Source organism: Rugamonas sp. FW305-51 (assembly GCF_058786935.1).
Window position 1 is genome coordinate 138,793 of sequence record NZ_JBYSZG010000009.1, and the last position, 23,629, is coordinate 162,421.

Sequence of the window (23,629 nt, forward strand, 5' to 3'; positions counted from 1 at the left end):
AAGAGGCTTCTCCTATGTACGCAGCAGTAGATTTAGGTTCCAACAGTTTCCGCCTGCACATCGGCAAACACGATGGCGAAGCCATCCGCGTGCTCAAGAGCGTGCGCGAACCGATACGGCTGGCCGCCGGCCTGGACGCCAACGGCAACCTGACCGAGGCGGCCATGCAGGCGGCCCTGAACTGCCTCAAGAGTTTTAGCATCACGCTGGCGGCCTACCAGCTGGAGGCGGTGCGGGTGGTGGCCACTTCGGCCATGCGGGTGGCGCGCAATGCGGCCGCCTTCTTGCCGGCCGCCGAACAGGCCATCGGCTACCCCATCGAAGTGATCTCCGGCGAGGAGGAGGGACGCCTGATCTACATGGGCGTGTCCAACGCGCTGGCGCTGCCGGGCGAGCGGCGGCTGGTGATCGACATCGGCGGCGGCTCCACCGAGCTGATACTGGGACGTGGCCAGGAGATCGAGCGGGTCGAGTCGTTCAGCCTGGGTACGGTCAAGCAAAGCCTGTCGTTCTTCGTCGGCGGCCGGATCGACGCGCCCTCGTTCGAGGCGGCCATCCTGTCGGCCCGCAGCCACCTGGAGGATGCGGCGCCGCCTTACCATCCCCAGTACTGGCGCCAGTGCTACGGTTCATCCGGCACGGCGCGCACGCTGGCCGAGATCATCGTCAAGAACGGCCTGGGGCGCGAGATGAACGCCGCCACGCTGGAGGCGCTCAAGCAGCGCTTCATCCAGATCGGCCACGTGAGCAAGATCGAACTGGCGGGGCTGCGCCCGGAGCGCGCCTCCACCATCATCGGCGGCCTGGCCATCATGATCGCGCTGGTGCACGAACTGGACATCCCCGTGGTGCAGCCGATCGAGGCCGGCCTGCGCATGGGCGTAATGTGGGACTTGTACCTGCGTTCGACCAAGCGTGACCGGCGCGAGCAGTCGGTGCGCGCCTTCCAGCAGAAGTTCCATGTCGACGAGCGCCGCGCCGAGCGCGTGGCCGACGACGCGCTGGCCCTGTACGCGCAGATGAAGCCGGCCACCGACGCCTACACGCGCCACCTGTTCTGGAGCGCGCTGCTGCACGAGGTGGGACTGGTGGTGTCGCAGACCGGCTACCACAAGCACGCCGCCTACATGATCGAGAACGCCGACCTGCCGGGCTTCACCACGCGCGAGCAGAAGACCATGAGCCGTCTGATCGTGGCCCAGAAGGGCAACCTGCGCAAGGTGGGCGAGGCGCTCACCGAGCCCGATTTCGCCAAGGCCGTGGTGGCGCTGCGGTTGGCGATCCTGTTCATGCACGCGCGCATCGATGTCGATTTCCGCCAGCTCAAGCTGCGCATGAAGAACCGCATCGAGCTGGAAATCCGGCGCGACTGGGTCAGCGACCATCCCACCGTGTCGTACTGGATGGAGAAGGAGCAGGAGCTGTGGGACGAGGTGGGGGTGGACTTCAGCATCCGCGCCAACGCCTGAGGGGCTGAGAGCCGGCGCTGCCGGGCATGATATTGCTCAAACACAATTTTCAAAAATAGTATATATTGTTTATATTGTTAATGAGGAGTGTTTATGAGCAAAGCAATCGCCATGAAATCCACGGCCGGCGAGCCGGTTGCCAACGGCAAGGCGGCCCCGCTGCCCAAGATCGTCCCGGCGCCGGTCGCCAAGGCCCGGCCCGCCACGCGCGCCGCTGCCGCCAAGCCGGCCGTAAAGGACGGCGCCAAGGCCGTCGCCAAGCCTGTGGCCAAACCGGCTGCGAAGCCGGCTGCCAAGGCCGAGACCAAGATCGTTGTGAAGGCCGCCGCCAAGCCGGCAGCGAAAGCCGCGCCGAAAGCGGCTGCACCGAAAGCGGTCGCATCGAAAGCAGCCGCATCGAAAGCAGCCGCGCCGAAGGCTGCCGTAAAAGCTGCGCCGAAAGCCGCCAAAGCTGCACCTAAGGCTGCACCTAAGGCGGCAGCCAAGCCTGCCGTCAAAGCTACCGCCAAGGCCGCGCCGAAGGCAGTGAGCAAGCCAGCCGTCAGAACCGCCGCCAAGGCTGCCCCCAAGGCCGCCGCCAAGGCGCCCGCCGTCCGTCCGGTGGAACCGGCCAAGGACAAGCAGCGCAAGGACAAGCTGGTGCGCGACAGCTTCACCATGCCCGAACAGGAGTACGCGGTGCTGGGCCAGGTCAAGAAAGCCTGCCTGAAAGCGGGCTTTGAGATCAAGAAGAGCGAGTTGCTGCGCATCGGCGTGGCCCTGATCAGCCAGATCGACCTGGCCACGCTGCAGAATGTGCTGTCCGCGCTTCCCCAGCTGAAAACGGGCCGTCCGAAGAAAAACTAGCAAAAAAACAACGCCGCCCTGATGTCACGGAAAAGACACCGCTTTGTCATTTTCTTGAAGTATTAGACCGTTACGCTTGCTTCGTCTCCCACTGAAAGGATGAAGCATGCAACATTCGATCGTACAAGCAGACGTCAGGGCAGCGTCGGCCAAGCTGGTCCTCAGCATGGCAAGCACACCGGAAGAGCTGCATGAAGTGCAGCGCTTGCGCTACAAAGTGTTCATCGAAACGATGGGACTCAGTTCGCTGGCCCGCGACGATGGCCTCGATAGCGATGAATTCGACGAGCACTGCGATCACCTGATCGTGCGCGACACCAACACGCTGGAAGTGGTGGGCACCTACCGCCTGCTCAGCGCCACGCGCGCCCGCAAGCTGGGCCGCCTCTACTCCGAAAACGAATTCGACCTGGGCCGCCTGAACAACCTGCGCGGGCGCATGGTGGAAGCGGGCCGCGCCTGCATCCATCCCGACTACCGTGGCGGCAGCGTCATCATGCTGCTGTGGTCCGGCCTGGCCGAGTACATGCGGCGCGAGCGCTGCGACTACCTGATCGGCTGCGCCAGCATCAGCCTGGCCGACGGCGGTCACAATGCCGTCGCCGTGTACCAGGCGTTGGCCGGCCAGCACATGGCGCCGCCCGAATACCGCGTCACGCCGCACCTGCCTTTCCCCATCAGCAAGCTGGAAGCGGCCGGCAAGGCGCAAGTGCCGCCGCTGCTGAAAGGCTATATGCGCTCGGGCGCGTGGATCTGCGGCGAACCGGCCTGGGACCCTGATTTTGAAAGCGCCGACTTGTTCCTGCTGCTGCCGCTGGGGAACCTGGATACCCGCTACGCGCGCCATTACGGCGTGGCCGGCGAGGGCGCTCCCGCCTGAGAAGCTGAGATGCTGCATGGCCGCGTCCGCGCATGTATCATGGCAAGATGATACGAGCGCGGAGGCAGCATGCTATTTGACACAGAGCTGGAGCGGGCTGGTTTCCAGCAGCGCAGCGTGGTACGCCACCGTGGCCCGGACCAGGCGCGCACCACCGACCGCGTGGTCGAGGAAATGCCGGTGGCGCTGGTGTTCAACGGCGTTTCGCAAGCGGTGATGATGGCCACGCCGCGCGACCTGGAAGTGTTCGCGCTCGGTTTCGCCCTGTCCGAAGGGGTGGTCGAGCGGCGCGACGACATCTACGACCTGGTGCTGCGCCAGCACGCCGACAGCGCCGAAGTGGAGCTGACCATCTGCCAGCAGGCGTTCATGCGGCTGAAGGAGCGGCGCCGTACGCTGGCCGGGCGCAGCGGCTGCGGCGTATGCGGCGTGGACTCCCTGGCGCAGCTCGACCTGCAACCGCCGCGCATCAGCGCGCCGGCGCTCGGGCACGCGCCCGCGCCGGCCGTGGCGCGCGCGGCGCGCGAACTGGCGCAACACCAATTGCTGATGCAAGCGACCGGCGGCGTCCACGCGGCCGCCTGGTGCCATCCGGACGGCGCCATCGTCCACGTGTTCGAAGACGTGGGCCGTCACAATGCCCTCGACAAACTGATCGGCCACCTGGCGCGGCAGGGCGAGGACATGCGGCGCGGTTTCGTGTTCCTGTCCAGCCGTGCCAGCTACGAGCTGGTACGCAAGGCCGCCCGCATGGACATCCCCATGCTGGCCACCATTTCCGCCCCCAGCACGCTGGCGATCGACATCGCCGAACGGGCCGGCCTCGCGCTGGTCAGCTTCTGCCGCGAGGATGGCTGCGTGCAGTACGCTTAGGTGCTGGCTGTCGTGCTGACCGGCGCATTGGCCGGCGCCGTTGCCGGATGCAGCAGCACGGGAATCGACTTTGAAGTGGGCGTGCCGGCGCCGTCGGCCGTGCTGTGCAGCGGCACCAGCGGGTTCGTCTCCGGGAAGTAGGCGCCCAGGCAGCCGCGCGGGATGTCGTATTCCACCAGCAGGAAGCCGTCTGCGCGGCGCTCCACGCCATCGTCCCACACGCTCACCAGATCGACCCAGCCGCCCGGCTGCAGCCCCAGCATGTCGAGGTCGGCCCGGTTGGCGAACACCACGCGGCGCATGCCGTACACGCCCCGGTAGCGGTCGTCCATGCCATAGATGGTGGTGTTGTACTGGTCGTGCGAACGGGCCGTCATCAGCGTCATCAGGCGCGCGCCGTGGATGGCGCGGGCGCGGTGGATGGGGGTGTCGGTGTCGACGGTCCGCACCAGGAACTGGGCCCGGCCGCTGGCCGTGCGCCACTCGCGCGCGCGCGAGGCCACCTTCAGGTGGAAGCCACCCGGCTTGCTCACCCGCGCATTGAAGTCGTAAAAATCGTCGAACACCCTGGCCACTGCGTCGCGAATGCGGGCGTAGTCGGCCGCGTACCAGTTCCAGTCGACCAGCGCGCTGCCCAGCGTGGCCTCGGCCATGCGCGCTACGATGGCCGTCTCCGACAGCAGGTTGGGCGAGGCCGGCGCGTTCATGCCGTAGGACAGGTGCACCATGCTCATCGAATCCTCCACCGTCACCCCTTGCGCCACGCCGTGCTGCAGGTCAATCTCGGTGCGGCCCAGCGTGGGCAGCAGCAGGGCATCCTTGCCGTGCACCAGGTGGCTGCGATTGAGCTTGGTGGCCACGTGCACGGTCAGCGCACAGGCGCGCAGGGCCTGGAAGGTGAGCGGGGTGTCGGGCGTGGCCATGGCGAAGTTGCCGCCCATGCCGAAGAACACCTTGACCTTGTGGTCCAGCATGGCCTGGATGGTGGCCACCACGTCGTAGCCGTGCTGGCGCGGCGGGGTGAAGCCGAACACCTGGCCCAGCCGGTCGAGGAAGGCGGCCGTGGGCTTTTCCTCGATGCCCATGGTGCGGTCGCCCTGCACGTTGGAGTGGCCGCGCACGGGGCACAGGCCGGCGCCCAGGCGGCCGATGTTCCCGCGCATCATCATCAGGTTGGACAGCATCTGGATCGTGGCCACGGCGCCCTTGTGCTGGGTCAAGCCCATGCCCCAGGTGGCGATCACGCGCTGGCCGTTGGCGTAGATCTGCGCCAGGCGCTCGATCTGCTCGCGCGGCACGCCCGATTCGGCGATCAGCTGGTCCCAGTCCTGTTGCCGCAAGTCGTCGGCGAAGGCGTCGAAGCCGCTCGTATGTTCGGCGATGAAATCGAGGTCCAGCAGGCGCGCCTGGCCGGCCGCCAGGGCCGCGTCATCCAGTTCCAGCAGGCGCTTGGCCACGCCTTTGATGAGGGCGAAGTCGCCGCCCAGGCGCGGCTGGATGAACAGCGAACCGATGGCCGTGCTGGCGTTGGTCAGCATCTCCAGCGGGTGGGACGGCGACGTGAAGCGCTCCAGCCCTCGTTCGCGCAGCGGATTGATGGAGACGATGGTGGCGCCCCGTTTGGCGCAGTCGCGCAGTTCGCCCAGCATGCGCGGATGGTTGGTGGCCGGGTTCTGGCCGAAGATCAGCAGCGTGTCCGCATGTTCGAAATCCTCCAGCGTGACGGTGCCCTTGCCCGTACCCACGGTGCCGGGCAGGCCGCGGCTGGTGGGCTCGTGGCACATGTTGGAGCAGTCCGGGAAGTTGTTGGTGCCGTACATGCGCACGAATAGCTGGAACAGGAAGGCGGCCTCGTTGCCGGTGCGGCCGGAGGTGTAGAAGGCGGCCTGGTTGGGATCGGGCAGCGCCTTCAGGTGGCGCGCGATCAGGTCAAAGGCGCCGTCCCAGGAAATGGGCACGTATTTGTCGCTGGCGTGGTGGTACACCATGGGATCGGTCAGGCGGCCATGCTGTTCCAGCTCGTAGTCGGACTGCTGCAGCAGGGCGCCCACCGTATGCTGGGCGAAGAAGTCCGGCCGCACCCGTTTGCTGGTGGCCTCCGCCGCCACGGCCTTGACGCCGTTCTCGCAAAATTCGAAGGTGGACGTATGTTCGCGGTCGGGCCAGGCACAGCCGGGGCAGTCGAAGCCGTCGGGCTGGTTTTGCGCCAGCAGGCTCCTGTAATTGCTGCCGCTGACCTTTTCACGCACCAGGTTGATCGCCACTTGCTTGAGCGCGCCCCAGCCGGCGGCGGCGTGCGTGTAGGGCTCGATGCGGCCCGGTTTCTTGTCGTCCATGCGGTGTGCTCCGATTTTCAGTATAGGCTGTCTCCGGCCCTGCCGGGCGCGGGCGGCGGCGGGGCAGTGCGGAGTATAGTGCCTCATTAATCTTTTGCAAACAGCTTGATCTGGTTCCCTGCGGCCGTTCCGGCCAGATTGGAATGTGCTTGCATTGCGGCGGCTTGCGGACTACACTTATTGTACTGATCGGTACACATTATTCCGCTCGGTACAATCAAACTTACTTTTGGAGGTTTATCATGTCCCGTCCCCCGCTGCCCCCGTTCACCCGCGCCACCGCCATCGAAAAAGTCCGTCTGGCCGAAGATGGCTGGAACAGCCGCAATCCGGAAAAAGTGTCGCTGGCCTACACGGAAGACTGCCTGTGGCGCAACCGCGCCGAGTTCGTGCAGGGCCGTGCCGCCATCGTCGGCCTGCTGACGCGCAAATGGACGCGCGAGCTGGAATACCGCTTGATCAAGGAATTGTGGGCTGTCGAGGGCAATCGCATTGCGGTCCGCTTCGCCTACGAATACCATGACGACTCTGGCCAGTGGTATCGCGCCTACGGCAACGAGAACTGGGAGTTCGCCGCCGACGGCTTGATGGCGCGGCGCCTGGCCAGCATCAACGAAGCGCCGATCGCGGCGTCCGAACGCAAGTTCCACTGGGATTTGAACGGCCCGCGTCCGGCCGATCATCCGGGCTTGAGCGACTTCGGATTTTAAAGAAAGCAGGTGAGCGGTAATGGCAAGGACAATTGCGGAACGCGGCGACGTGGTGCCACGGCTGGCGGAAGTGTTTCGGACCTATGGCTTCGAAGGCGCCAGCCTGGCCCGCATCACGCAAGGGACGGGGCTGGGCAAGGGCAGCATCTATCACTTCTTCCCCGGCGGGAAGGAGGAGATGGCCGACGCCGTGCTGACCGAGATCGATACCTGGTTCCGCGAACAGGTGTTCCTGCCATTGGCCGCCTGCGACGATGTGGCCGCGGGGCTGGACCGGATGTTCGGCGCCGTGGCCAATTACTTCCTGTCCGGCCGCAAGGTCTGTCTGGTGGGCCTGTTCGCGCTGGGCCAGGAGCGCGACCGCCACGCGCAGCAGGTGAAAGGCTATTTCGCTGAATGGATCGCGGCCCTGGCCGCGGCGCTGCAGCGGGGCGGCCGCGCGGCGAACGATGCCGCGGCCCTGGCCGAGGAAGTGGTGGGCGGCATCCAGGGCGCGCTGGTGCTGGCGCGCGCCCACGACCAGCCGGAGTTGTTCATGCGCGCGCTGGCGCGGCTGCGCGAGCGGCTGCGCTAGCGCAGGCCGAAGGCGACGGCCATGCCTGCGGCGCGGGCGCGCAAGGCGCGGCTTGTCCCTGGCGCGGAACGGCGCGATGACGGAGTAAATATGAGGTCGCGACTTCAATACCAGTAGTTACAATCTTCAACCAGTTGAAGACTTGCTTGGTTACTGAAAAATTTTGACTAGTGATTACTTTGTAACGTCGTTCAGCGGGGTTTGGGCTGGACGTTGTAAAGAGATGTGCGGCTCAACGGCAGGCTCGCTGCAAGTTTTACTTCTGGCGCAGGTGGGGCGCCGGAAACCGCATGCCGGCGCCTGGCATCGCAAGGTCAGCTGGGCTGCTCAGTGCATGGAAGCGGTCGACAATTCCTTCAGTTCTCGGATGCTGATGTCCGATTTCTCATGCATACGCAATAAGATGGTGGCCCCGACGGCCAGCTTGCGATGCCGGATTTTGCTGATGATAGGCGGTTGAACCTCAAGCACGCGGCACAATTCCGCATCGTTTTTCAGGTTCATTTTCTCGATCAGGGTGTCCAGCAGCTTGTTGGGAACAAAGCTGGATGGTTCGAGCGCGCGGGCCCGGTTCATGGCCTCGATCAATTCCAACTTTTTTTGCCGTACGTTCATTTTTGCTCCTCCTTTGCTCAAAAACGTGGATAGGTTGGCGTGTCCTCGCTGGCGAGCGACCCCACATTTCGGTCCCCGAATGTGGAAAGCGGCTCAACATTCTTGATAACCAAGCAAGTTACTTTCAATAATACTACGGAGAGAATTGGATAGGATGATTTGATAAAAAAATTATCTTGTTTTTTGCTCAAACGGATTGACGATTGTTGTTTCTTGTATCCCCAATTTCGTTAATAACAACGTTTTGTCGGCCATGGCGGCCGCGGCATGGGAATGGGTGACCATGATGGCGCAAGCGCCGGTCGCTTTGATTTCCTGGCGCAGCAGGGTGAGGATGGTATCGGCCGTGTCGGGGTCGAGATTGCCGGTCGGTTCGTCGGCCAGCACCAGGGCCGGCCGGTGCACCAGGGCGCGCGCGATGGCCACCCGTTGCAGTTCGCCGCCCGACAGCTGGTGCGGGAAGTCGGCGCCGCGCCCGCCCAGGCCCACCGCTTCGAGCATCTGGCCGGCGCGTCCGCGCGGCAGGCCGTTCAGCAGCAGGGGCAGGGCTACGTTTTGCAGCAGCGTCAGATGGGGCAGCACGTGGAAGGCCTGGAAGATGAAGCCCATGCGGGATCGCCGCAGCCGGGTGGCCGCGTCGTCGTCCAGGCCCGACATGGCCACCCCGTCCACCAGGATGGGCGACGCTTGCGGGCCGGGGTCGGGCTGGTCCAGGCCGGCGATCAGGTTCAGCAGGGTGGACTTGCCGACGCCGGAGTCGCCCATGATGGCGACGAACTCGCCGGCCCGGAACTGCCAGCTGAGCCGGTCCAGCACGGGATGGCCGCTGGCGTAGGATTTGGTGAGCTGGCGCAGTTCGAGCATGGGGCGGGTTACCTGGGTTGGATTAGCGGGTCAGCACGCGCCGCAGCGCGAAGCTGATGGCGTCCACCAGCCCCACCAGCAGCAGCATGGCGGCGATCACGGTGGCGGCCTGCTGCATCTGGAACAGCGACAGGTGATATTTGAGCATCTGCCCCAGCCCGCCCGCGCCCACCACGCCCAGGATGGCGGCGGCGCGGATGTTGTTCTCCCAGCGGTACAGGGTGTAGGACAGCATCTGCGGCAGCGCCTGCGGCAAGGTGGCGTACAGGAAGGCGGCCAGCGGGGAAGCGCCGTTGGTGCGCAGGCTTTCCTCGGGCAGGGGCGCGGCGTTTTCCAGCGCGTCGGCGAACAGGCGGCCCAGCACGCCGGACGTGTGGGCGGCCAGCGCCAGCGTGCCGGCGAACGGCCCCAGGCCGGCCGCCACCAGCAGGATGGAAGCCCACACCAGTTCGGGAATCGAGCGCAGCACGTTGAGCAGGGCCCGCACGGGCGCGCGCAGGGCGCGGCCGAAGCGGCCCGCGGCCGGCAGGGCCAGCGCCAGGCCGGCCATCACGGCCAGCAGGGTGCCCAGGGCGGACATGGCCAGCGTTTCGGCGGCGGCGCCGGCCGTTTTGGCCAGGAAGGGCAGGGCCAGCTCGGGCGGGGCGAAGCCGGACAGGAATTCCGCCATGCTGGCCAGCGCTTCGAGCGTGAAAAAGGCGCGCCACTGCAGGGGCAGCGAGGCGAAGCTGGCCGCCACCAATGCCAGCAACAGCGCGGCCAGGGCGATGGTGGACCAGGCGCGGGGCGGGGCCGGCGGCATGCCGGCCGGGGTGTGCGGTGCGCTCATGCCAGCCGCCTCCTCAGCATTTTGGACACCGTGTCGGCGCCGGCCACCAGCAGCACGAACACGATCAGCATGGACGACACTTCGCCGCCGGACAGCATCTTCATCGATTCATCCATGCGCTGGCCCAGGCCGCCGGCGCCCACGAAGCCCATGACGACGGAACCGCGGATCGCGCATTCCCAGCGGTAGACGGTGTAGGACACCAGTTCCGAGGCCGCCTCCGGCAGCGTGCCGTAGAGCAGGGCGGCCAGCCGCCCGCTGCCGTTGGCCAGCAGCACCGTGCTGGCGCCGCCGTCGGCCGATTCCAGGATTTCGGCGTAGACCTTGCCCAGCATGCCGCAGTAGGTGAGGGCGATGGCCAGCACGCCGGCCGTGGGGCCGAGGCCGATGATGCGCACGAACAGCAGCGCCCACACCAGTTCCGGCACGCTGCGCAGCAGCACCAGCAGCCAGCGCGCCAGCTGGCGCAGCAGGACCGAGGGCAGGCGCATGCGGCCCGTGCCCAGGCGCGAGATCGACAGCTTTTCCGTCACCAGCAAGGCGGCGGGGATGGCGCCCAGCAGGGCCAGCGTGAGGCCGGCCGTGGCGATGGCCACCGTCTGCCACGTTTCGCGCAGCAGCATGGCGAGAAATTCGGGACTGTGGGCCGGTGGCACGAAGCCGGCCAGGAAGCGGCCGGTGGCCTCCAGGCTTTGCCAGTCGAACAGCACGGAGGGCTTGAATTCGCTGGTCACGACCATGGGCCACAGCAGGGCGACGCCCAGCACGGCCATGATGACGCGGCCGCGCCAGGCGGGGTCGGGGTGGCGTGTGGCGCCGTTGGGGTTGGGCCTGGGGTTGAACGTATTGTGCATGGATCAGAAGCAGGCGCCCACGGCCACGCGCGACGGCAGTACGGCCGGCGGCGGCGTGCTGGCGGCGGGCAGCTCGCCCTGGTACAGCGCCGTCACCATGTCCGGCGTGACCTGCTCGCGCGGCAGGTCGAACACGATGGCGCCGTCGCGCAGGGCGACGATGCGGGGAAAATGGGCCAGCGCCAGGTCCACCTGGTGCAGGCTGCAGATCAGGGTGGCGTTGCGTTCGGTAGCGTCCTGGCGCAGCGTGGCCAGCGCCAGCTCGGACAGGGCCGGGTCCAGCGCCGACAGCGGTTCGTCCACCAGCAGCGCCTGCGCCGACGACAGCAGCAGGCGCGCCAGGCCGCAGCGCTGGCGCTCGCCGCCGGACAGGCGATCGACCCGGGCGTACAGCTTGTCGCCCAGGTTGAAGCGGGCCAGCGCCTGATAGGCCGCTTCCGGATCGGCCGGCTTGACCAGCGAGACCAGGGCGCGCCACAAGCTCCATTGCGGCAGGCGCGCCGCCAGCACGGCCGTCACCACGCGTTGGCGCGGCGGCAGGGGCGGGGTCTGCGGCGCCAGGAACAGGCGCGCGCGCAGCCGGTGGCGCTGCGCCTCGGCCAGCGTCCATGGGTCCTGGCCGAAGGCCTGGAACACGCCGTCGGACGGGCGGTGGGCGCAGGCCAGCACGGCCAGCAGGGTGGTCTTGCCGGCGCCGGACGGGCCGATCACGGCCAGCTGCTCGCCGGGCGCCACCGTCAGCGTGACGTCGCGCAGCGCCGGGGCCGCGCCCGCGGCGGCGGCCAGGTGGCGCACCGTCAGGTGCTCCAGGCGGTAGGTCGGCCCGGCGCTGGCGTCGGCGCCGGTGCGGCTGCTCGCTTGCATCGCTTACTTCTTCAGCAGGCCCGCGTTGACGGCGGCTACTTCGATGGCGGTGTAGTTTTCAGCCTTGGTGGGAATGAACTTCGAGGCGCGCTGCAGGTCCAGGATGGCCTTGTCCTGCGGGTTCTTCGGGTCCAGCGCCAGGAAGGCGTCGCTCAGCTTTTTCTTCAGGTCGGCGTTCATGTCGGTGCGCACGCTCCAGTTGTAGTCGTAGTAGCCGGGGGTGGTGTAGAACACGCGCACCACGGCCGGATCGACCTTGTGTTCGCTGACCAGCTTTTCCCACACGGAGATGTTGAGCGCGCCCGCGTCGACCTTGCCGCCGGCCACGGCCGCCACGGTGGCGTCATGTGCGCCGGAGAAGGCGATGCGCTTGAGGTCCGTGTCCGGGTTGATCTTGGCGGCCAGCAGGTAGGAGCGCGGCATCAGGTGGCCCGAGGTGGACGACTCGGAACCGAAGCTCAGGGTGTGGCCTTTCAAGTCCTCCAGCTTGTGGATGTCCTTGTTGGTGGTGATGAAGACGGAATGGAATTTTTCGTCCTCGGCGCGCTGCACCAGCGGCGTGATCTGGTTCTTGCTGCGGTCCTTGGCCTGCACGAAGGTGAAGCCGCCGAACCACACCATGTCGACCTTCTTGTTGATCAGCGCTTCGACCGAGGCGGCGTAGTCCGTCACGGGCGTGAACTCGACTTTCATGCCGATCTTCTTTTCCAGGTATTCGCCCAGCGGCTTGAACTTGCGCTGCAGTTCCGTCGGCGCTTCGTCCGGGATGGCGGACACGCGGAACACCTGGCCCTGTGCCTGGCTCAGCGGCGTGGCCAGCAGCAGGGTGGCGCCGAGGGCGGCGGCCAGGATGGATTTGATGGTGCGCAGGGCGGAGGTGGTCATGTCGGGTGTGCCTTTTCTTGTTCGGATGATTGATCGTTGCGAGATTGCTATTGAGAGCGCTGCCCATGCGCCGGTGGGCACAGCGGTACTGCGTGGCGCTGAAAATTGGAGATTCGGCTATCATAACAAAAATGTTATCCGTAGCAGTGGCCGGCGTGGCCAGATGCAGGGGCAGCGCCGGCAGGGACGACCGTCATCCACCAACCGACTGAGCACATCATGCTGATGCCCCGTACTCCCGCGATGCGTATTGTTTCGCCCGTTTCGCCCGAATCCTGCACTGCCGATGCTGCCGCGCGCCCGGCCCATGGCGCCGTCAATGTGGTGGCCGAGATCAGCGCGGGGCTGCTGGCCCCGTCCGCCGCCGTGTCGCCCAAGTTCTTCTACGACAGCCTCGGTTCGCGCCTGTTCGAAGCCATCTGCGAACTGCCCGAATACTATCCGACCCGCACCGAGGCCGCCATCTTCGCCCGCCACGGCAGCGACATCGCGCGCGAGGCCGGCGCCAGCTGCACGCTGATCGACCTGGGCGCGGGCAACTGCGCCAAGGCGGCCGCCCTGTTTCCCCTGCTGCAGCCGGCCCAGTACGTGCCGGTCGATATTTCGCGCGACTTCCTGGCCGAAGCCGTGCGTGGCCTGCAGCAGCGCTTTCCGGAAATCGGCATGCTGGCGCTGGGCCTGGATTTCTCGAAAGGCTGCGCGCTGCCCGACAGCGTGCGCCGCACGCGCCGGCTGTTCTTCTATCCTGGCTCGTCGATCGGCAATTTCGGGCCGGACGAGGCGGAGCGATTCCTGCGCGGCCTGCGCGACAGCGCGGGCGAGGATGGCGGGCTGCTGATCGGCGTGGACCTGGTCAAGGATACGGCGGTGCTCGACGCGGCCTACGACGATGCGCTGGGCGTGACGGCCGCCTTCAACCTCAACCTGCTCAATCATCTGAACCACCTGGCCGGCGCCGACTTCGACGTGCGCGACTGGCTGCACCGCGCCTTCTTCAACGAGCAGGCCAGCCGCATCGAGATGCACCTGGAGGCGCGCCACGGGCTGACGGTGCGCTGGCAGGGCGGCGAGCGCCATTTCGGCGCCGGTGAACGCATCCACACGGAATACAGCTACAAATACACGCGCGCCGGTTTTGTCGCGCTGCTGGAACGGGCCGGCTTCGAGGCGGCCCGCATCTGGACCGATCCGGCCGGCTGGTTCGCCGTGATCCACGCCCGCGCCGCGCGCGCCTGAGCCCATGAGCATGCACCAGCCCCCGCAGCTGGCAGGCGCCCAGGCGTTGTGGCGTGCCCGCTACGAAACCGTGCGGCGCCGCACGCTGGCGTTGGCCGAGCCGCTGTCGGACGAGGACTGCGGCGCGCAGTCGATGCCCGACGCCAGTCCCATCAAATGGCATCTGGCGCATACGACATGGTTCTTCGAGACCTTCATCCTGGAGCGCATGGAACCCGGTTTTGTGCCGTTCCATCCAGCGTTCCGGGTGCTGTTCAATTCCTACTACAACGGCGTGGGGCAGAAGCATCCGCGCGCCCAGCGCGGCCTGCTCACGCGGCCGTCGATGACGGAGGTGCGCGCCTACCGCGCCGACGTGGACCGCCGCATCGCGCTGCTGACGGACAGCGTCTGCGATGCGGGGCAGGTGCAGGAACTGGGCGCGCTGCTCACGCTGGGTATGCAGCACGAACAGCAGCATCAGGAGCTGATGCTGACGGACGTGAAGCACCTGCTGGCGCAGAATCCGCTGCTGCCGGCCTACCACGATGCAGCGCATGGCGCCGCTTCGGTCGCTGCTTCCATTGCCGCGTCCATTGCCGCTCCTGCAGCGACTTCTGCCGCCGCGCCACTGGAGCCTGCCGCCGCACCCGGGCCGCAGAGTTGGATCGAGCTCGATGGCGGCCTGGTGGACATCGGCCATGACGGCGACGGCTTCAGTTTTGATAATGAATTGCCCCGGCACCGACAATACGTGGCGCCGTTCGCGCTGGCCTCGCGGCTGGTGACCAATGGCGAATACATGGCCTTCATCGAGGCCGGCGGCTACAACAATCCCGACTTGTGGCTGGCCGAGGGCTGGGACTGGGTGCAGGCCAACCGGCTGCGGCATCCGCTGTACTGGCTGCGCGGCGACGAGAATGATGGTGCCGGACGGTGGCGCGAATTCACGCTGCACGGCGCGCGGACGTTGGACCTGATGCGGCCAGTGACGCACGTGTCGCTGTTCGAGGCCGACGCCTATGCCCACTGGGCCGGTGCACGCCTGCCGACGGAGGCGGAATGGGAGTTGGCCGCACGGGGCAGCCCCGGCATCGCCCAATTGTTCGGCCACTGCTGGCAATGGACCAGCAGCAGCTATGCGCCGTATCCCGGCTACCGCGCCGCGCCGGGGGCGCTGGGCGAATACAACGGCAAGTTCATGGTCAACCAATATGTGCTGCGCGGCTCGTCGTGCGCCACGCCGGCCGGCCATGCGCGTGCCAGCTACCGCAATTTCTTCCCGGCCGGCGCGCGCTGGCAGTTCACCGGCATCCGCCTGGCACGCCAGCCGTAATCAAGCCGCGAAAATGGGGTATGTCACCGAACGAAAATGGGGTACGTCCCCATTTTTCAAGGGGAAAAAAGGGGTACGTCCCCATTTTTCAGGTCCCCGGAAATGGGGTACGTCCCCATTTCTATTTGCCGATTCAGGCAGCCAGTTTCAGGCGGCGCTGCTGCTCGCGCCCGTGGGGGCGTGCGGCCGGTGGCGCATCCTCGTAACCGAGCTTGAATACGCTGACGGCCGCCTGCAGTTCCTTGGCCTGCTGGTTCATGGCCTTGGCCACGGCCGCTTCTTCTTCCACCATGGTGGCGTTCTGCTGCGTCACCCCATCCAGGTGGGTGACGGCTTCGGTGATCTGTTCGATGCCGATCGCCTGTTCACTGCTGGCCGTGCTGATCTCGCCCACGATGTGGTTGACGCGGCTGATGCTGCCGATGATTTCGTCCATGGTGGCGCCGGCCTGCTGCACCAGCTTGGCGCCGGCGCTGGACTGCTCGGACGAGGCGTCGATCAGGGTCTTGATCTCCTTGGCCGCCGCCGCCGAACGGTGCGCCAGGTTGCGCACTTCCGTCGCCACCACGGCAAAGCCGCGTCCCTGTTCGCCGGCGCGCGCCGCTTCCACCGCCGCGTTGAGCGCCAGGATATTGGTCTGGAAGGCGATGCCGTCGATGATGCCGATGATGTTGGTGATTTCGCGGCCCGAGGCGTTGATCGACTCCATGGTCTGCACCACCTGCGCCACCACGGTGCCGCCGCGCACGGCCACGTCGGAAGCCGAGGCGGCCAGCGTGTTGGCCTGGCGCGCGCTTTCCGCGTTCTGGTGCACGGTCGAGGCCAGCTGCTCCAGGGCCGACGCCGTTTCTTCCAGCGCGCTCGCTTCCGATTCCGTGCGGCTCGACAGGTCGGCGTTGTCGGTCGCCATCTGGGTCGAGGCGCTGACGATGGCGTCGCTGCCGGCGCGCACCGTGCCGACGATGGCCGTCAGGCTGGCCACCATGGCGTGCAGGGCGCGCATCAGCTGGCCCGCTTCGTCTTCCGAGTGGGCGTCGATGTCGACCGTCAGGTCGCCTTGCGCCACGCGGTGCGCCGCCTCCACGGCTTCGGCCAGCGGGACCGTGACGGATTTGACGATGGCCACGCAGGTGAACGCGGCCAGCACGGCCAGCGCCAGCATGCCGGCCATGGTTTCATACCGTACCATGTTCAGATGGGCCAGGCGGCTGTCCACCCGGCTGCGCACCTGGTCGAGCGCGGCGTCGTTGAGCTTGAGCTGGTTGTCGATGGCGCCCGTGATCTGGTTGAAAAATTCGGCCGGCGCCAGCGTCAGTTCGTCGGCCTTGACGATCTGACGATCGACCAGTTGCAGCACGGCGCGGCCCGAGGCCAGGCTGGTTTCCTGCAGCGCGTCCAGCTGCGCCTTGATGGCGGCGTCGCCTTCGCTGGCCTTGCGCAGCGAGTTGGTGGCGCTGTCATACAGTTCGGCCACCGTGGCCGCCATGGCGGCGATGGTGACGCGCTGTTCCGGGGTGGCCGTCTTGGTGGCCAGCGCGGCCGAACCCTTGGCGCGCAGGCGGCCCAGCGCTTCCGTCAGGGCGGGCGATTTGACCAGGGCCGAGTCGATCAGGTAGAACGTTTCGAACTGCGGGTCGAGGCTCAGATTGTAGTGGTCGACCAGCGCTTCGTTAAAGCGCATCAGGCGGCCGATCAGGGCGCTGTGGGCGCTAAAGCTTTCCTGGCCGTTCAGCGCACCCTGTTCCACGCGCGCCGTCAGGGCGCCGATTTCGTCGCGCACCTTGGCATAGCGCTCATACAGGGCCGGGTCGCCATCCTTGAGCAGGGCGTCGGCCGCCGTCAGCGCGCCCGCCAGTTCCTGCTGCTTGGCGCGGCGCCGCTCGTTGGCGCTGCTGTCGCCACCGAGCACCATGGCCGACAGGCCGCGATGCTGCTGCGCCAGCCGGATGGCGTTCATGGTGGCGCGGATCGGGGCGATACCCTGGACTTCCTGCTGCGCCACGCCCACTTCCTTGCCCGACTGGACAACGTACAGCAGCAGGGGAATGGCCACCAGCACGGCACAAAGCAGCGACAGGACCAGGAATTTTTGCCAGAGCAGCAGGCGTCGCAGTATCAGGTTCATGGTTGACTCGTTTCTTTTCGGATAAGCTAGGGAATGCGCGGACGTCGGACCGTTGCGTCAATTTGGTGCAGTCAGGACGGGAAATGTCCGAACCGGTGCAGGTAATCGTCACACTATAGTGCGCTGCAGCAAAAATTTGCATGATCCAGGACAATTAATGCACAAATCGGGCCAGCAATCGGCAACAAAAATGGCGGCGCGCATGGTAAGCGTGCGTGGCCAGGCGCGATTGTGGTGCAACTGTCCATATTGCGGTTCCGGGTGGCCCGCTGTCCGATGCGCGCGGCAACGCCGGCAGCCAGGACGGGAGGCTCAGGCGGCGAGGGCGGCGCGGGTCGCGGTGAGCGACGGGCGGCGCCGGCTCAGCACCACCAGCAAGGCGCCTACGGCCGTGCACAGCCAGCCGAAGGCGTCGCCGGTGCGGGTGTAGAGCGTGGCCAGTTGCGGACCCGCCTGCACCGTGGCCAGCGTGGCGGCGCCGGGCATGGCGGCGCTGTCCTGCTGCGCCAGCGCGCGGCCGTAGGGATCGTGTACCGTCAGCACGCCTTCGCGTGCGGCACGCACCACCGTGTAGCCATTTTCCACGCCGCGCAGGGCCGTCATGGCGGCGGCCAGGTGGCGGTCGGCGCCGAAGTCCCAGGCCGGCACCAGCATCACGTCCGCGCCGCGCTGGCCGTAGGCTCGGCCCAGCGTGCCGAAATGCATGTCCTTGCAGATGGCCAGGCCGTAGTGCAAGGCGTCCACGGTCTGCAGCGTGTATTCGCTGCCGGGCACGAATTCCCGCTCCGGCGGCGCCAGATGGTGCTTCTGGTAAGTCTGCGCCGGCGCGCCTTGCGGCGGCAGCAGCCAGGCCAGGTTGAGGCGGTGCTGGCCGTCGTCGGTGCCCACGCCGGCCGCTATCCAGATGCCCAGCCGCGCCGCCAGCGCGGCCAGCCGCTGTTGCTGTTGCAGCGCCTGCGCGGGCGACAGCATGGCGATTTTTTCCGGCAGGACGACGATGCGCGCGCCCTGTGCCGCCAGCGCTTCAATGTGTTGTTCGTAGCGCTGCCAGATCGGGGCGGCATAGGTGGCGCTGGCCTGCAGGCCGATGGCGTCGTCGATGGCGGCCAGGCCGAAGGTGGTCTGTTGGCCTGCCAGCGGCGTTTGCAGGCGCAGCACGCCATAGGCCAGCGCGGCGGCCACAGGCAGCGCGGCGCCGGCGGCGGCGCGCCAGGCATGGGGCAGCACGCTGCCGCGTGCCACCAGCAGGGCCAGCGCGGAGGCCGGCAGCGACAGCAGGAACACCAGGCCGGCGGTACCGGACAGCGCCGTCACCTGCAGGGCCGGCAGGAAGCCGGCCTGGGTGTAGGCCAGGCTGTTCCAGTTCCCGTCCGGCAGCAGGTTGGCCATCAGCGTGTCGGCGCCGGCCCACAGCAGGGGATAGGCGAACACGGCCCACCAACGCGGGTAGCGCAGCACGATGCGGCGCGTGGCCATGATAACGGCCATCCACAGCAGCCCTTGCAGCAGCAGGACCAGGGGCGCCGTGAAGTCGCCGAGTACGGTAATCAGGTAGGGCAGGTTGGGGGCCAGGCCGGTCACGGCGGCGGCCAGCGTGCCCCAGCGGGCGGCGCCGCTGCGCGAACGCAGCGCCAGGGCCAGCACGGGCGCGGGCGCGATCCAGGCCATCCACCACACCGGCTCCAGGCCCAGCGCGAAGTGCAGGGCCGCGCCCAGTGCGACGGCCAGCGTCAGCCGCTGCCAGCGGGACAGCTCCAGGAAGGGAAGGGCGGAGAATTCGGTCGGTTTCACGGATCGCACTCCTGGCTAAAAATGCAGTGTAGTGCAATCCGTGATTTAGTTATCATATTTTCCACTTTTGTGAGTGGAAAGCGTTGCGCGAAAACGACTGGCGATCGCGCGCAACGGGGCGCCGCGTCAGCCTCTCAGGCGGTGGCGGCGGCTGGCGTGGCGCCGGCCTTGGTCTGCTTGAGCTGGCGGTTGACGGCGCTCAGCACGGCCTTGAACGAGGCCGTGACGATGTTGCTGTCGATGGCGGCGCCGAACAGGGTAGGGCCGTTGGCCAGGCGCAGTTCCACATAGCAGGCCGCCTTGGCGTTGGCGCCGGAACCGATCGAGTGCTCGTGGTAGTCCATCAGCTTGATGTCCAGGCCCAGCGCGTCGACGAAGGCATCGACCGGACCGTTGCCGCCGCCTTGCAGGGCCAGCGGCGCCTGGTGGTGGAGTATGGCGATGTCGATCTGCACCGGCTCGTCGCTGCTGGTGTCTTCCACCATGCGGTGCGAACTGTAGGCGTAGGGCGCGTTCTGCTCCAGGTATTCGCGGCTGAAGATCTCGTGGATGCCGTCGGCCGTGATTTCCAGGCCGGTGGCGTCGGCCACGGCTTGCACGGCGCGCGAGAACTCGATCTGCAGGCGGCGCGGCAGCACCAGGCCGTAGTCCTGTTCCAGCAAGTAGGCCATGCCGCCCTTGCCGGACTGGCTGTTGACGCGGATCACGGCGTCGTAGCTGCGGCCCAGGTCGGCCGGGTCGATCGGCAGGTAGGGGATTTCCCACAGCGCGCCCGGCTGCTGCTGGGCGAAGCCCTTCTTGATGGCGTCCTGGTGCGAGCCGGAGAAGGCGGTGAATACAAGGTCGCCCACGTAGGGGTGGCGCGGATGCACGGGCAGCTGGTTGCACTCTTCCACGCACTTGCGCACTTCGTCGATGTCGGAGAAGTCCAGGCCCGGGTGGACGCCCTGGGTGTACAGGTTGAGCGCCAGCGTGACCAGGTCGACGTTGCCGGTGCGTTCGCCGTTGCCGAACAGGCAGCCTTCGACGCGGTCGGCGCCGGCCATCACGGCCAGTTCGGCCGAGGCGACAGCCGTGCCGCGGTCATTGTGCGGGTGGACGCTGATGATGAGCGAGTCGCGCCGCGCCAGCTTGCGCGACATCCATTCGATCTGGTCCGCGTACACATTGGGGGTGCTGCATTCGACCGTCGAGGGCAGGTTGACGATCATCTTGTTGTGCGGGGTCGGCTCCCAGATGGCGCTGACGGCGTCCACGATGTGCTTGGAAAAATCGAGTTCCGTGGTGGAGAACGATTCGGGCGTGTATTCGAACACCCATTCCGTCTGCGGGTGCTGGGCCACCAGTTCTTTCACCAGGCGGGTGCCGGTGGTGGCGATGTCGGTGATCTGTTCGCGCGACATGCCGAACACCACCTTGCGGAACACGGGCGCCACCGAGTTGTACAGGTGGACCACGGCGCGTTTGGCGCCGGCCACCGAGGCCACGGTGCGGCGTATCAGTTCATCGCGCGACTGGGTCAGCACGATGATGGTGACGTCGTCCGGAATGCGGTTCTCGTCGACCAGCTTGCGCACGAAGTCGAAGTCGGTCTGCGAGGCGGACGGGAAGCCCACTTCGATTTCCTTGAGGCCGATCTTGCACAGCAGCTCGAAGAAGCGCAGCTTCTTCTCGGCGCTCATCGGCTCGATCAGGGCCTGGTTACCGTCGCGCAGGTCGGTGCTCATCCAGATGGGCGGCTTGGTGATGACGTTGTTCGGCCACTGGCGGTCGGACAATTGGACAGGGGGAAAGGCGCGATACTTCGCTGCTGGGTTCTGCAACATCATGGGGGACTCCTGGGATCTTGAAAGGGGAAAGCCGTTACGGGCGCGGGTGGCGACAGGCTGCCGGGCGGCCACGGGACACTAGGCCAGGCAACCGATCGGTAGCAATAGCCATAGGCGCGACTGGGCGCGCATGCCGAGTGGCAGCGCGAACGGGGCGCTGGTGCTGGTGTGAACGCGGGTAGCCGTAGTGAACATCGGTGCAAACTTTCCTGGAATTTGAAGATCCGTGCAGCTCATGGCCGGGCGGAACAAATGGTGCAGCTTAATGCGGATTGCGCGGGTTGCGCGGGGTGCGAATCAAGCGCGTGCTGGTAGGTGCGCCGCTAGGGATAGGGCGGCCAGCAGGAAAGAGGATAGGTGCAGATGCGGGGTCATGGCTTTAATGTAAGGGCTGGCGCGCGTGCTTGTCAAGAAAAATGATGCGCGCCGTGGCAAAGGCGCCGGCCGCCGCCCATGGCGCGCGGCGCGCGGCGCTTGTGGTATGGTCAACACGGCGGCGGCCGCCCGCGCTTGCCGGGGCGGTGCCGCCATGTACAATGTGTCGTGGACAAATTGTTGTCCGAGCCGGCGATCGCGCCGTCGTCCCACCGGAGTACGCAGCACATGACCAAGGGTTTGCCCCGCCTGGCACCACGATCGGCTGACGTCCTGGCGCGCGCCGGCGCCGATGCCCGGCTGCGCGTGAGCGGCACCAGCGACCGTTTCGTGCGCCGCTTCGTCGACGTCTGGGTGCTGGCCGGCGCCGCCTTGTGGCTGGCGCTGTACCTGATCCTGCCGGCCGTGCAATATCCGGGCGCCCTGATGGTGGTGGCCGGCCTGGGCGCCAAGGGCGCGTTGCTGCAGGGGCGCAGCCGGCTGGCGCGCTACCTGATCGTGGGGCTGTGGTCGTCCTTCGTCCTGCTCACCCCCATGCTGTTGACGGGCGTGCGTTCGCCTGTGCTGCTGAGCATGGCGCCGCTGTTGATGATGGCTGGCTGGCTGCTGGGCCGGCGCGTGCTGCTGGGGCTCACGGCCCTGTTCGTGTGTGCCGTGGCCCTGTACTGGCTGGCCGAGACGCGCGGCTGGCTGGTGCTGACGGTGCCGCTGCGGTCGGCCGACGTGTGGACCATGGTGCACGCCACCGTGATCGGTTTCACCGGCTTCATGGTGTGGTCCTTCGTCAGCAGCTACGAGGCCAGCTACGGTATCGAGATGGACTTGCAGCGGCAGCTGGCCGCCGCGCTGGGGCAGGCAGAGAAGGCCAACCAGGAGCTGGCCGCCGTGCTGCGCTTCAACGAGACCATCGTGCTCCATTCGCCGGTGCCGATCGGCGTCTACGCGGCCGACGGGCGCTGCGTGGAGGCCAACGAGGCCTACGCCCGCATGGTGGGCACCACCCGTGCCAGGCTGATGACGTACAACTTCCACAGCATCGATAAATGGCGCGACACGGGCTTGCTGGAGCAAGCCTTGCTGTCGCTGCAGGACGGCCAGCCGCGCCGGGTCGAAGGCGCCGTGCTGACGGCGTTCGGGCGCGACATCAGCGGCGAATGCCACCTCATGGTCACCGAGCTCAATGGCGAACGCCACCTGTTGGTGCAGTTCCTCGACCTGACGGAACGCCATGAGATGGAGGTCCGGTTGCGCGACGCGCTCGAGGCCAGCCAGCGCGTGCAGCAGGAGCTGCGCGATGCGCGCGGCGCGGCCGAATCGGTCAATCGCGAGCTGCATGCGGTGCTCAAGTTCAACGCCTCCATCCTGCTCAACTCACCGCTGCCGATGCGGGTGTTCGCCGCCGACGGCCGCTGCATCGAGGCCAACGACGCCTTTGCCCGCCTGATCGGCGTCACGCGCGAGGAATTGCTGGCACAGGGCGCCTATGAGGTCAGCCGCTGGCACGTGGCGGCGCTGGTGGACGATTGCCGGCTGGCCCTGGCCAGCAACTGCGTGCAGCGGCGCGAGGTGCAGGTGGGCACCAGCTCCGGGCGCGACATCTGGCTTGAATCGCGCATCGTACCGGTGGAGGCGGACGGCGGCAGCCATCTGCTGGCCCAGTTCGTGGACATGACGGAACGCAAGCGGCTCGAGCAGGAGCTGCGCATGATGGCGTTCTACGACGCGCTGACCCAGCTGCCCAACCGGCGCCTGCTGCTGGACCGGCTCAAGCAGGCCATCTACACGAGCAAGCGCCACACCAGTTACGCGGCCATCCTGTTCATGGACTTGAACAAGTTCAAGCTGCTCAACGACACCCACGGCCACGACGCAGGCGACCAGCTGCTGGTGAAGGTGGCGCGCCGCCTGCGGGCGCTGGTGCGGCAGGCCGACACGGTGGCGCGCCTGGGCGGCGACGAGTTTGTCGTGCTGATCGAGGAATTGGGCGGCGACCAGGCGGCCGCCGAACTGCATGTGGTGGCGGTGGCGGACAAGATCACCCGCATCCTGAACCAGGAATACCAGCTCGGCGAACTGCGATACAGCTGCACGGTCAGCATCGGCTGGCACCTGTTCTGCGGCGACCAGAGCGACGCCGACGACATCCTCAAGCACGCCGACGCGGCCATGTACCTGGCCAAGCGCAAGGCGGCCTAGGCGTTGGCCGGACCGGCGCCGCAGCAGCGCCGGCGTGCCGGTCACGGCCGGCCATGCCCGGGCGCGCCGGACGAGCTGCCCAAAAAGGGGTATGAAAATCATCTAGCCGGCCTCCCGCCGCCGAAACGCAGGCGGGTTGGCTAAAGTGAGTTGTGAGGGACTT

The 23,629-nt window shown here is 66.8% G+C and carries 19 protein-coding genes; 9 read left to right on the top strand and 10 right to left on the bottom strand.

From position 1 onward, the window contains the following. Nucleotides 1–14 precede the first annotated feature (14 nt). From AC3WOS_RS09230 to fdhD, 4 genes are all read left to right on the top strand, one after another. Complete coding sequence (locus AC3WOS_RS09230) at nt 15–1,469, top strand: Ppx/GppA phosphatase family protein (protein ID WP_492715614.1); 1,455 nt, start codon at nt 15–17, stop codon at nt 1,467–1,469. A 93-nt stretch (nt 1,470–1,562) separates the two neighbouring features. Further along, entirely contained in the window at nt 1,563–2,315 is a 753-nt protein-coding gene (locus tag AC3WOS_RS09235) for a hypothetical protein (RefSeq protein WP_492715615.1), read from the top strand. 106 nt (nt 2,316–2,421) lie between these two features. Next, nucleotides 2,422–3,195 carry a GNAT family N-acetyltransferase gene (locus tag AC3WOS_RS09240; protein ID WP_492715616.1) on the top strand — a complete coding sequence of 258 codons (774 nt, stop codon included), beginning with the start codon at nt 2,422–2,424 and terminating at the stop codon, nt 3,193–3,195. Between the two features lie 69 nt (nt 3,196–3,264). After that, nucleotides 3,265–4,068, top strand: a complete 804-nt coding sequence (fdhD, locus tag AC3WOS_RS09245) for a formate dehydrogenase accessory sulfurtransferase FdhD (RefSeq protein ID WP_492715618.1) — start codon at nt 3,265–3,267, stop codon at nt 4,066–4,068. Here the strand turns inward: fdhD and AC3WOS_RS09250 are convergent. Beyond that, nucleotides 4,065–6,404, bottom strand: coding sequence for an FdhF/YdeP family oxidoreductase (locus AC3WOS_RS09250; protein WP_492715619.1), 2,340 nt, complete (start codon nt 6,402–6,404; stop codon nt 4,065–4,067). The two genes, fdhD and AC3WOS_RS09250, sit on opposite strands and share 4 nt — an antisense overlap. 242 nt (nt 6,405–6,646) lie before the next feature. Between AC3WOS_RS09250 and AC3WOS_RS09255 the strand changes: the two genes are divergently transcribed. Together AC3WOS_RS09255 and AC3WOS_RS09260 are read left to right on the top strand one after the other, a co-directional pair. After that, a complete protein-coding gene (locus tag AC3WOS_RS09255; protein WP_492715620.1) occupies nt 6,647–7,114 on the top strand; it encodes a nuclear transport factor 2 family protein in 468 nt (155 codons plus the stop codon). 19 nt (nt 7,115–7,133) lie between these two features. Next, nucleotides 7,134–7,688 carry a TetR/AcrR family transcriptional regulator gene (locus AC3WOS_RS09260; RefSeq protein WP_492715621.1) on the top strand — a complete coding sequence of 185 codons (555 nt, stop codon included), beginning with the start codon at nt 7,134–7,136 and terminating at the stop codon, nt 7,686–7,688. A 327-nt stretch (nt 7,689–8,015) separates the two neighbouring features. On the opposite strand, the gene AC3WOS_RS09265 is transcribed toward AC3WOS_RS09260, so the two are convergent. The 6 genes from AC3WOS_RS09265 to AC3WOS_RS09290 form a co-directional block, all read right to left on the bottom strand. Next, the gene (locus AC3WOS_RS09265; protein ID WP_182152738.1) at nt 8,016–8,303 is read right to left on the bottom strand and encodes a hypothetical protein; all 288 of its coding nucleotides are present in this window, start codon (nt 8,301–8,303) and stop codon (nt 8,016–8,018) included. Between the two features lie 171 nt (nt 8,304–8,474). After that, entirely contained in the window at nt 8,475–9,167 is a 693-nt protein-coding gene (locus AC3WOS_RS09270) for an ABC transporter ATP-binding protein (RefSeq protein WP_492715622.1), read from the bottom strand. Between the two features lie 22 nt (nt 9,168–9,189). After that, the gene (phnE, locus tag AC3WOS_RS09275; protein WP_492715623.1) at nt 9,190–9,996 is read right to left on the bottom strand and encodes a phosphonate ABC transporter, permease protein PhnE; all 807 of its coding nucleotides are present in this window, start codon (nt 9,994–9,996) and stop codon (nt 9,190–9,192) included. Next, nucleotides 9,993–10,850 carry a PhnE/PtxC family ABC transporter permease gene (locus AC3WOS_RS09280; RefSeq protein ID WP_492715624.1) on the bottom strand — a complete coding sequence of 286 codons (858 nt, stop codon included), beginning with the start codon at nt 10,848–10,850 and terminating at the stop codon, nt 9,993–9,995. Before AC3WOS_RS09280 ends, phnE begins: the two co-directional genes overlap by 4 nt. A 3-nt stretch (nt 10,851–10,853) precedes the next feature. Then, a complete protein-coding gene (locus AC3WOS_RS09285; RefSeq protein WP_492715625.1) occupies nt 10,854–11,714 on the bottom strand; it encodes a phosphonate ABC transporter ATP-binding protein in 861 nt (286 codons plus the stop codon). Between the two features lie 3 nt (nt 11,715–11,717). Next, nucleotides 11,718–12,599, bottom strand: a complete 882-nt coding sequence (locus tag AC3WOS_RS09290) for a putative selenate ABC transporter substrate-binding protein (RefSeq protein WP_492715626.1) — start codon at nt 12,597–12,599, stop codon at nt 11,718–11,720. Between the two features lie 225 nt (nt 12,600–12,824). On the opposite strand from AC3WOS_RS09290, the gene egtD reads away from it, so the two are divergent. Together egtD and egtB are read left to right on the top strand one after the other, a co-directional pair. Continuing rightward, nucleotides 12,825–13,835, top strand: a complete 1,011-nt coding sequence (gene egtD, locus AC3WOS_RS09295; RefSeq protein WP_492715639.1) for an L-histidine N(alpha)-methyltransferase — start codon at nt 12,825–12,827, stop codon at nt 13,833–13,835. Nucleotides 13,836–13,845: 10 nt separating this feature from the next. Beyond that, entirely contained in the window at nt 13,846–15,150 is a 1,305-nt protein-coding gene (egtB, locus tag AC3WOS_RS09300; RefSeq protein ID WP_492715627.1) for an ergothioneine biosynthesis protein EgtB, read from the top strand. A gap of 133 nt (nt 15,151–15,283) precedes the next feature. Here egtB and AC3WOS_RS09305 read toward each other — a convergent pair whose 3' ends face one another. From AC3WOS_RS09305 to leuA, 3 genes are all read right to left on the bottom strand, one after another. Beyond that, nucleotides 15,284–17,275, bottom strand: a complete 1,992-nt coding sequence (locus AC3WOS_RS09305; RefSeq protein WP_492715628.1) for a methyl-accepting chemotaxis protein — start codon at nt 17,273–17,275, stop codon at nt 15,284–15,286. Between the two features lie 312 nt (nt 17,276–17,587). Next, nucleotides 17,588–19,066 carry a nitrilase-related carbon-nitrogen hydrolase gene (locus AC3WOS_RS09310; RefSeq protein WP_492715629.1) on the bottom strand — a complete coding sequence of 493 codons (1,479 nt, stop codon included), beginning with the start codon at nt 19,064–19,066 and terminating at the stop codon, nt 17,588–17,590. Between the two features lie 134 nt (nt 19,067–19,200). Continuing rightward, nucleotides 19,201–20,895: a 2-isopropylmalate synthase gene (gene leuA, locus AC3WOS_RS09315; RefSeq protein ID WP_492715630.1), complete on the bottom strand. Its 1,695-nt coding sequence runs from the start codon at nt 20,893–20,895 to the stop codon at nt 19,201–19,203. Between the two features lie 603 nt (nt 20,896–21,498). On the opposite strand from leuA, the gene AC3WOS_RS09320 reads away from it, so the two are divergent. Next, nucleotides 21,499–23,466, top strand: coding sequence for a diguanylate cyclase domain-containing protein (locus tag AC3WOS_RS09320; RefSeq protein WP_492715631.1), 1,968 nt, complete (start codon nt 21,499–21,501; stop codon nt 23,464–23,466). The last annotated feature ends 163 nt before the right edge of the window (nt 23,467–23,629 follow it).